Origin of the sequence: Empedobacter sp. UBA5987 (genome assembly GCF_002429865.1) — a bacterium.
Taxonomy (GTDB): Bacteria; Bacteroidota; Bacteroidia; order Flavobacteriales; family Weeksellaceae; genus Empedobacter; species Empedobacter falsenii_B.
The window spans coordinates 1-9,331 of the sequence record NZ_DJBB01000013.1; the positions used below are offsets into that span (position 1 = coordinate 1).

9 protein-coding genes and 4 tRNA genes are annotated in these 9,331 nt (G+C 32.3%); 11 read left to right on the forward strand and 2 right to left on the reverse strand.

Going from position 1 to position 9,331, the window contains the following annotated elements:
* Positions 1-198: 198 nt before the first annotated feature.
* The 10 genes from dnaE to B3J26_RS01905 all read left to right on the forward strand — a co-directional run bounded on the left by dnaE (position 199) and on the right by B3J26_RS01905 (position 7,523).
* A complete protein-coding gene (gene dnaE, locus B3J26_RS01860) occupies positions 199-4,599 on the forward strand; it encodes a DNA polymerase III subunit alpha (protein ID WP_291072949.1) in 4,401 nt (1,466 codons plus the stop codon).
* A 111-nt stretch (positions 4,600-4,710) separates the two neighbouring features.
* A complete protein-coding gene (gene trxA / locus B3J26_RS01865; RefSeq protein ID WP_038331009.1) occupies positions 4,711-5,028 on the forward strand; it encodes a thioredoxin in 318 nt (105 codons plus the stop codon).
* Between the two features lie 127 nt (positions 5,029-5,155).
* Positions 5,156-5,229, forward strand: a tRNA-Asp gene (locus B3J26_RS01870).
* Between the two features lie 43 nt (positions 5,230-5,272).
* Positions 5,273-5,346: transfer RNA gene (locus tag B3J26_RS01875), tRNA-Asp, on the forward strand.
* Between the two features lie 48 nt (positions 5,347-5,394).
* A tRNA-Asp gene (locus B3J26_RS01880) sits at positions 5,395-5,468 on the forward strand.
* Positions 5,469-5,526: 58 nt separating this feature from the next.
* A tRNA-Asp gene (locus B3J26_RS01885) sits at positions 5,527-5,603 on the forward strand.
* Positions 5,604-5,689: 86 nt separating this feature from the next.
* A complete protein-coding gene (locus tag B3J26_RS01890) occupies positions 5,690-6,097 on the forward strand; it encodes an NUDIX hydrolase (protein ID WP_291066446.1) in 408 nt (135 codons plus the stop codon).
* A 73-nt stretch (positions 6,098-6,170) separates the two neighbouring features.
* On the forward strand, positions 6,171-6,434 hold the full coding sequence (locus tag B3J26_RS01895; protein ID WP_280061778.1) for a hypothetical protein: 264 nt from the start codon (positions 6,171-6,173) through the stop codon (positions 6,432-6,434).
* A 77-nt stretch (positions 6,435-6,511) separates the two neighbouring features.
* The gene (locus tag B3J26_RS01900) at positions 6,512-6,943 is read left to right on the forward strand and encodes an RNA polymerase sigma factor (protein ID WP_409410629.1); all 432 of its coding nucleotides are present in this window, start codon (positions 6,512-6,514) and stop codon (positions 6,941-6,943) included.
* Complete coding sequence (locus B3J26_RS01905; protein WP_291047685.1) at positions 6,933-7,523, forward strand: hypothetical protein; 591 nt, start codon at positions 6,933-6,935, stop codon at positions 7,521-7,523. Before B3J26_RS01900 ends, B3J26_RS01905 begins: the two co-directional genes overlap by 11 nt.
* An 18-nt stretch (positions 7,524-7,541) precedes the next feature.
* Here the strand turns inward: B3J26_RS01905 and B3J26_RS01910 are convergent, their stop codons facing one another.
* Together B3J26_RS01910 and B3J26_RS01915 are read right to left on the reverse strand one after the other, a co-directional pair.
* Entirely contained in the window at positions 7,542-7,844 is a 303-nt protein-coding gene (locus B3J26_RS01910; RefSeq protein ID WP_291047687.1) for a PDZ domain-containing protein, read from the reverse strand.
* A gap of 18 nt (positions 7,845-7,862) precedes the next feature.
* Positions 7,863-8,867 carry an aspartyl protease family protein gene (locus tag B3J26_RS01915; RefSeq protein WP_291047689.1) on the reverse strand — a complete coding sequence of 335 codons (1,005 nt, stop codon included), beginning with the start codon at positions 8,865-8,867 and terminating at the stop codon, positions 7,863-7,865.
* A gap of 158 nt (positions 8,868-9,025) precedes the next feature.
* On the opposite strand from B3J26_RS01915, the gene B3J26_RS01920 reads away from it, so the two are divergent.
* Positions 9,026-9,331: hypothetical protein (locus tag B3J26_RS01920; RefSeq protein WP_291072951.1), on the forward strand; the 306-nt coding region annotated here is incomplete at its 3' end.

Here is a 9,331-nt window from a genome sequence, read left to right on the forward strand (position 1 = left end):
GAAAATTCAGGGGGATATCCAGTTCAACGAAATAGAAAGACAAAATAATCAAAAGTGGTATTGTAATAGTATAAACGTAAAACATATTGGATATATCTCTTTTAATAAAATTACATTTCATATAATAACTTTCTTAACTTATCTTAAGAAAATCTTCTCCTAAGATTTCGTAAATTTACAGATTCAAACGAAAACTCAATGTACTTAATATACGATACAGAGACAACTGGTCTTCCGAAAGATTGGAATGCGCCGATTTCTGACTCCGACAACTGGCCGCGTTGTATACAAATAGCATGGCAATTGCACGATGAAATGGGACAAATTATTGAACATCAAGATTATTTGGTTCGACCAGATGGTTTTGATATTCCGTATGATTCTGAGCGTATTCACGGAATTTCGACTGATTTGGCTACCGAAAAAGGTGTTCCATTAAAAGAAGTTTTAGATAAATTCAACGAAGTTTTAGGTAAAGCTAAATTCATTGTTGGACAAAATTTAGGGTTCGATATTAACATTATGGGAGCCGAATTTTATCGTCTGAATTATGAAAATAATTTAGCCGAAAAACCTGTTTTGGATACCTGTACCGAGGTGACTGCCGAGTTATTGAAACTTCCTGGAGGTCGTGGAGGTCGTTACAAATTACCAACGTTAACAGAATTGCATCAATATCTTTTTGGTGTTTCGTTTGGCGAAGCGCATAACGCAACTGCCGATGTGGAGGCAACTACGCGTTGTTTTTTCGAGTTGATTCGTAAAGGTATTTTTACAAAAAACGAGTTAGAAGTTGAAGATGAATATTTTGTTCGATTTAATGCAATTAATGAAACAAATATTCAGCCAGTTGGACTAAATCACGTAAATCTTAAAAAAGCTTCACAAGAAATTGCGAAAATTAAAGCCAAAGAAGATGGAGGAGATGAGGTTATTGATATTTCGGAAGAAGTTTTAGCACAATTCGAGAAAGCAAAATTTGCACATTTACATAATCACACACAATTTTCAATTCTTCAATCGACTATTTCTGTAAACGATTTGGTGAGTGCTGCGGCAAAAAATAAAATGACTGCAGTTGCAATTACCGATCATGGAAATATGATGGGAGCTTTTCATTTTAATGCAGAAGTACAAAATCATAATAAAGCTGCAAAAGTAAAGAATGAAGAGTTAATTGCTGACGGAGCAGAACCAACGGAAGTTATCTTAAAACCTATTATTGGTTCCGAATTCTTTGTTTGTGAAAATCATTTAGACAAAACAAAAAAGGATAATGGCTATCAAATTGTAATTTTTGCAAAGAACAAAAATGGTTATCATCATTTAGCAAAAATGGCATCGAAGGCTTATACTGATGGGTTTTACTACGTGCCTCGAATTGATAAAGCGATTATTGAAGAATATAAAGAAGATTTAATTGTTTTGTCTGGAAACTTACAAGGTGAAGTTCCAAACAAAATTTTGAATCTTGGTGAAAAGCAAGCCGAAGAAGCTTTACTTTGGTGGAAAGAGCAGTTTGGTGATGATTTTTACATCGAATTGATGCGCCACGGACAAGAAGATGAAGATCGTGTTAATCAGACTTTGCTTGCGTTTGCGCGTAAACACAATGTAAAAGTTGTTGCGACAAATAATACGTATTATATCAATCAAGACGATTCGAATGCACACGATATTTTGTTGTGTGTGCGCGATGCAGAAAAACAATCAACGCCAATTGGTCGTGGTCGTGGATTCCGTTTTGGTTTGCCAAATCAAGAATATTATTTTAAGTCGGAAGCAGAAATGAAACAATTGTTTCAAGACATTCCCGAAGCAATTATTAATATTCAAGAAATTGTTGATAAAATAGAAGAATACACGCTTTATCGAGATGTATTACTTCCAAAATTTGATATTCCCGAAGAATTTCATCACGCAGAAGATGATGAAGATGGAGGGAAAAGAGGTGAGAATGCTTATTTAAAACATTTAACCTACGAAGGTGCAAAAATTCGTTATCCAGAATTGACAGACGAAATTAAAGAACGTTTGGATTTCGAATTAGCCACAATTGAAAAAACAGGTTATCCTGGTTATTTCTTGATTGTACAAGATTTTATTGCTGCGGCGCGTAAAATGGGCGTATCGGTTGGTCCAGGTCGTGGTTCGGCGGCAGGATCAGCAGTTGCTTATTGTTTATGGATTACCAATTTAGATCCAATTCAGTACGATTTACTTTTTGAGCGATTCCTAAATCCTGATCGTGTATCTATGCCCGATATCGATATCGACTTTGATGACGAAGGTCGATCGTTGGTAATGGATTATGTGATTGATAAATATGGTGCAAATCAAGTAGCGCAAATCATTACGTATGGTACAATGGCAGCGAAATCTTCGATAAAAGATACGGCGCGTGTATTAGATTTACCATTGTTTGATGCCAATCGTGTTGCAGGTTTGATTCCGAATATGAAGTTATCTAAAATCTTTAATTTAGATGAAGCTGCATTAAAAGGAGCCTTAAAACCAGAAGAATTTGATGCGGTAAGCGAATTAAAACGTTTATCGATTGGAGATGATTTAGTTGCAGAAACTATTCAGCAAGCAAAAATCTTAGAAGGTTCTGTTCGTAACACGGGAATTCACGCGTGTGGGGTAATTATTACGCCAGATGATATCACGAATTTCGTGCCTGTAACAACGGCAAAAGATTCAGATTTATATGTAACACAATTTGATAACTCGGTTGCAGAAAGTGCTGGATTATTGAAGATGGACTTTTTGGGGTTGAAAACCTTAACCCTGATTAAAGATACCATCAAATTGGTAAAAGCGAGAACAGGAATCGATATCAATCCGGATGAAATTCCGATTGACGACGAAAAAACATATGAGCTTTTCCAGCGTGGCGAAACGGTTGGGGTTTTCCAATACGAGTCACCCGGAATGCAAAAATACATGAAGGATTTACGTCCGACAGTTTTCGCGGATTTAATTGCCATGAATGCCCTTTATCGTCCTGGGCCTATCGAATATATTCCGTCGTTTGTTCGCCGTAAAAATGGTGAAGAACCAATTCAGTACGATTTGGATGCGATGGAAGAATATTTATCAGAAACCTACGGAATTACGGTTTATCAGGAGCAAGTAATGTTGCTTTCGCAAAAATTAGCAGGTTTCTCGAAAGGTGATGCCGACGTTTTGCGTAAAGCAATGGGGAAAAAGCAAAAAGCTGTCTTGGATAAAATGAAACCAAAATTTGTTGCGCAAGCTTCAGAAAAAGGGCATGATCCTAAGATTTTAGAAAAAGTTTGGACAGACTGGGAAGCCTTTGCATCCTATGCCTTCAATAAATCGCACTCGACGTGTTATGCGTGGGTAGCGTATCAAACAGCTTATCTGAAAGCACATTATCCAGCAGAATATATGGCGGCTGTTCTTTCAAATAATATGAATGATATCAAGCAAGTGACCTTCTTTATGGAAGAGTGTAAGCGAATGGGATTGGCGGTTCTTGGTCCAGATATCAATGAATCGATTACGAAGTTTAACGTAAACGAAAATTATGAAATTCGTTTTGGAATGGGAGCTGTAAAAGGTGTTGGGCAAGCCGCAGTAAACTCGATAATTTCTGAACGTGAAGCAAATGGTCCGTTCAAAGATATATACGACTTTGTTAAACGTGTCGAATTGCGAACAGTGAACAAAAAAACAATCGAAAACTTAGTTTTAGCTGGAGGTTTTGATTCGTTTGAATTTCATCGTGGACGTTATTTTTTTATCGATAATACAACGACGAATCTGGAAAAATTAATCAAATATGGAGGAAATTATCAGGAGCAAAAAAACTCTTCTCAAACTTCTTTATTTGGTGATTTTGGAGGAGATTCTGTTGTAGAAGATGTGGTTCCGATGTTGCCAGATTGTGAGAAATGGAATATGTTACAACGTTTGTCGAAAGAGAAAGAAGTTGTTGGAATTTATATTTCTTCGCATCCTTTGGATGATTTCAAACATGAGTTGAAAATGGCTTCAAATTGTAGTATTTCTGATATCAATGCGAATGAAGATAATTTTGTCAACAAAGAAGTTTCAATTTGTGGAATGATGTCAAATATTCAACATAGAATTGCCAAAAATGGAAACGAATTTGGTATTTTTACGTTTAGTGATTACACCGATTCGATGGATATCATGGTTTTTGGTAGCGATTATATGAAATATAGACACTTTATGCAGGAAAATATGTTCTTGAATTTGAAATTGAATATCTCGAAAAAAGAATTCAAAGACAAAGAAGGAAATGTAACGCAAGGACGTGTGTATAAAAACATCACAAATATTTTGTTGTTGAATGAAATTGTGGAAAAACAAGCCGAAAAAATGACGGTGAAGATTGAAGTTCCAGAATTTTCGGAAGAAACATTTAGCAAATTATCAGATATTATGTTCAAATATCAAGGAGATAAATTATTAAAAATTCAATTAATTGATCCAAAAGATTATTTGAATAATTTAGATTTACCAGCAAGTAAAATCAAAATTAACATTTGTCGAGATTTGTTGAAAGAATTAGATGAATTGCAGGAAATTACATTCAAACTGAATTAATTATTCGTTTCATCTATTCAATAATTGATAGATAATATGAACGAAATTTTTCAAGAATAAAATTTTATGTAGATTTGTAAACTTAAGATTAGATAAAAAAAATATAAGATTATGGCATTAGAAGTAACAGACGCATCATTTGCATCAGATATTATAGAGTCAGGAAAACCAGCAATGGTTGATTTTTGGGCTGTTTGGTGTGGTCCTTGTAGAATGGTTGGTCCAGTTGTGGAAGAGCTTGCTACAGAATATCAAGGAAAAGCAGTTATTGGTAAAGTTGATGTAGACACAAACCAAGAAGTTGCAGCAAAATATGGAATTCGCAACATTCCTACAATTTTATTCTTCAAAGACGGAGAAGTAGTAGACAAAGTTGTTGGAGTTGTTCCAAAAGAGCAATTAGTAGAAAAATTAAACGCGATTTTATAATAAATTAAATCGCTGATTTTGAAATAAAAGAATCTCGGATGCAAAATTTCCGAGATTTTTTTTGAAAAAAGTTTAGGTTTTATCAGAAAACCGCCTATATTTGCAATCCGAAATCGATACAGATTTTGATCCGGTAGTTCAGTTGGTTAGAATACTTGCCTGTCACGCAAGTGGTCGCGGGTTCGAGTCCCGTCCGGATCGCAAAAAGTTCGTTCTTTTACACAATATATTTTTTATAATTTCTGATCCGGTAGTTCAGTTGGTTAGAATACTTGCCTGTCACGCAAGTGGTCGCGGGTTCGAGTCCCGTCCGGATCGCAATTTTTTATAAAAATTCATAAAAAATATATCAATTTATAATTTTCTGATCCGGTAGTTCAGTTGGTTAGAATACTTGCCTGTCACGCAAGTGGTCGCGGGTTCGAGTCCCGTCCGGATCGCATCTATTTCTTTTTCTATTTTAGATCGATCGAAAATTATAAATAAAAAAAACAGACTGATCCGGTAGTTCAGTTGGTTAGAATACTTGCCTGTCACGCAAGTGGTCGCGGGTTCGAGTCCCGTCCGGATCGCCAACTTTTATAAGCTTCACTTATTGTGAAGCTTTTTTTTGCTCCAAACTTTTTATTTTTGCATAACGCATAACGCATAACGCATAACAATGAATCATATTTATTTGGTGAACGCCTTGGTTACAGATGAAACGGGTAGAATGTTAGCTGTCCGAAAAAAGAAATCGAAATTTTTTCAGATGGTTGGAGGAAAACGAGAACAAGATGAAGAATTATTAACAACGCTTGGACGCGAATTTTTGGAAGAGATTAATGTTGATATTCTACAGCACGATGTTTCATTTTTAGGAAATCATACTTCTATTGCCGTTAACGAAGAGAATACCAAAGTTCATGCAAATGTATTTCATGTTAAATTAAAATCATTAAAAACGCTTAAAAACGCTTCTGAGATAGAAGAAATGGCGTGGATAACGAAAGAAAACTACAAAGAATTTCAATTGGCTCATTTATTAGAAGAATTCAGTTTACCGATTTGGTTAGAAATGGAATTTTAATTTTTTTTTTCAAAAAAGTTTGTAACGTTTTTATTTTTTTTCTACTTACTAGTAAACACTAAATAATTAAGCGATGAAATCTATTTGGGAAACAACAGTTGAAAATAATGTTATCAGAATCGAGAATAATTGGTTTTCTGGCGAAAAACTTTTTGTAAATGACAAATTACAAGATTATCAAATTAACTATTTTTCTGCGCCAATTTTAACGGGGCATTTGAAAAATTCTAAAGATGAAAAGTTAAATATCAAAGTAAATATTTTGCAAGAATTTTTCGGAGTCAATTGTATTTTATTTATCGATGATGAACAAGTTGCGTTGAAAAAAATAAAGTAACGATTTTGGAAGCTAAACAAACTCTTTTTTTAGAATTAATCGATCAGCACAAAGGGATTTTACACAAAATCGCTATGATGTATATGGATAATTCTGAAGATCAAAATGATTTGATACAAGAGATTGTTTTGCAGTTATGGAAATCTTTTGATCGTTTCGAAGGTAAGTCTCAATTTTCGACATGGATGTACCGCGTTTCGTTGAATACGGCGTTAACTTATTTTAGAAAAGAAAAGAGAAAAGCAGATCGTCATACTTTTTTAGAAAATATTGATCAAGTAGATGAGGTGGATTCTGGTGAAAAAGAAACGCAACTCGAATTGTTTTACAAAGCAGTTCATGAATTAAATAAAGTAGAGAAAGCATTGATTTTTCTGTTTTTGGAAGGGCAAAATCACAAGGAAATTAGTATCAACTTGGGAATTTCGGAAGTAAATGCACGTGTGAAATTGAACAGAACGAAAGAAAAAATACAAATCATCATAAAAAAATACGGTTATGAATTTTGATGAATTACAAAAACAATGGGACAATCAATCTTCAGATGAAGTGAAAATTGATCCAAATCTTGAACTTAATCAAGAAGCAAATACCATTATTGATAAAGTAAGAAAAACATTGAAACAAGAATTTTATTTTCAATCATTAGGATTATTGTTTTTATATGCTTTTCCTTTCTTATTTGATGCAAATACGCCAACAATTTGGTGGACATTGTTGTGTATTTCGTTGTCTTTTTTGGTACCGTTTATTTATATTTTCAAGTTTTATAAACGATCTTATCATTTGGAATATAATTCGCTAAAGAACATCAATTGGTTTTATTATAATTACAAATCTGCGATTGATATTTACAGTATTTATTCGTACTTGATTTCTATTTTAGTGTTGATGGTTATTGGTATTTCGTATATCCAGCATCCAAACTCGTTGCAATTTGAATACAAATTTCAGTTTTATCTTTATATTTTTCTTACACTATTTTTCTATGTTTTAATTTGCGTTTTATTATTAAAATGGTGGATTTCTACTTATTATAAAAAGAATCTGGTAGAATTAGAAAATATATTACATCAATTAGAAGAGTAACCAAAAGTTACTCTTTTTTTAATATGGAATATCAAGTACAAACTTAAATTTCATTGGAACATTATTTCGGAGAATTTCTACAGAAATTTGCTGAAATTCATTTTTAATCATGAATTTTTCGATATCATTTAAACTCATTTTATTCACTTGTTTTCCATCCAATTTTGTAAGTATATCATTTGCTTTCAAACCTACTAAATCTGCATTCGATTTTTTACGAACCGCTTCTATTTTATAAACAGGTTTCATTTCAAATTGGTAATTCATCTTTTGTGTTGTAGTACCATTGTCTTTATCAACATCGTTTGTGTTGAATGTCATTCTAACCGATGTTTTTTTTCACTCAAATTGATCGTGAATTATCGTTAATCCGCTTCTATTGTAGTGGAAAGCATCTTTGAAATTTCGATTCGGTTTATAATAAAACAACTGATTTTTATAATCTAAAATAATTGTAAATCTTCTCAAAATTTCATTGCCGATAGAACCTTTTCGATTATTTTTTAAGTTAAGATATTGGATCGATTCGATGTCTGGAATAGCAATTAAAGGTTGATTAAGTTTATATTTATCTAAGTTTACGGCATCTATAACTCCACGTTTGCCATTAATAGAACCATTAAAACCTTTGCCCAATTCATCCGAAAATACATGTTGTAAAGGTGCTAAATTCTCAATTTGATTTTCGAAAAGCCACAAACCATCACTATTTCCAATGTCTATCAACATTTTTTGATTTGTGTAAGTTGTTTGATGCGTAAAATCAACAGTTGTAAAAGGTTTTATTTCTGGACTTATTTCTAATGGATTTGATTGAAATTTCTTTAATTTTTTAACTTCAAGAATAGATTTATAAATGGTGATTTTTCTTTTTGCATAATCTACTTGAATTGGATAGTTTTTAAAAAATTCAGAACCAATTATTCCATGAACATCAATTCCTAACCGAGAAAAGAGGTTGAAATTCTCGTCTTGTATCACGATAATATCCATATTGTTTGAAGAATAATTTTGACCTAAAACGATTTGATTTTTTGATGAAAAAAATCCTTTTGTATCAGCATTATCTTTTCCTAGACCTTTTAAATTAATTTGGCGAAGATTGTTTTTGTTGATTGTTTTGTCATATTGGCTGAATAAAATAGTTTCTTTAAGTCCAGAATCTACAATGAAATTCATTTGATGACCATTAAATGTAATTGGAACAACAACTAAATTCTTGATAAATTGAAATGAGATAGTTTCTTTATTTACATTTTCAGACAAAGAAAGTTCCTTTTTTTGTGCATGAATTTGTAAAAAAGTAAACACAAAAATTATTGAAAGTAATAATCTAATTTTCATTCAAATTTCAGTTTTTATTAAAATTATGCAAAAAAATGATGTGATAATAAAATTATTCTTAATATCCAAATTGAAACTTTAACATGTTATTGTGTAACCTTTATGAATTTTGAACATCTATATTTTATAAAATTGATAAATGATTTTAAAACCAATAGATGACAAAAATTTACTTCTTTTTTTTATGTTTTATAACGTTTGCAAATGCGCAAGATTATAAAAAAGATACGATAGAATTACACGAAACGATTTTGTATGATAAAAGCAAATTTCGCTTGAAACGTGTTGGTCCAGAAACAAAATCTAAAAGTATTTGCCTTCAATTTTCTACAATAAAAGATAGTGTAAAATGGAATAAACCGATCATAGAAAGTTTTATTCAGGTGAATGCTCCTAAGAAAGATTTTATTGTAAAAGCGATTAATTTTAATTTTTCATATCCTGTACTCTTCCCTTTGTTAGGT

What these genes read in the sequence shown, in the direction of transcription:
- dnaE (WP_291072949.1), top strand. Translation starts at nt 199, where the DNA reads ATGTACTTAATATACGATACAGAGACAACTGGTCTTCCGAAAGATTGG.
- trxA (WP_038331009.1), top strand. Translation starts at nt 4,711, where the DNA reads ATGGCATTAGAAGTAACAGACGCATCATTTGCATCAGATATTATAGAG.
- B3J26_RS01890 (WP_291066446.1), top strand. Translation starts at nt 5,690, where the DNA reads ATGAATCATATTTATTTGGTGAACGCCTTGGTTACAGATGAAACGGGT.
- B3J26_RS01895 (WP_280061778.1), top strand. Translation starts at nt 6,171, where the DNA reads ATGAAATCTATTTGGGAAACAACAGTTGAAAATAATGTTATCAGAATC.
- B3J26_RS01900 (WP_409410629.1), top strand. Translation starts at nt 6,512, where the DNA reads ATGTATATGGATAATTCTGAAGATCAAAATGATTTGATACAAGAGATT.
- B3J26_RS01905 (WP_291047685.1), top strand. Translation starts at nt 6,933, where the DNA reads ATGAATTTTGATGAATTACAAAAACAATGGGACAATCAATCTTCAGAT.
- B3J26_RS01910 (WP_291047687.1), bottom strand. Translation starts at nt 7,844, where the DNA reads ATGACATTCAACACAAACGATGTTGATAAAGACAATGGTACTACAACA.
- B3J26_RS01915 (WP_291047689.1), bottom strand. Translation starts at nt 8,867, where the DNA reads ATGAAAATTAGATTATTACTTTCAATAATTTTTGTGTTTACTTTTTTA.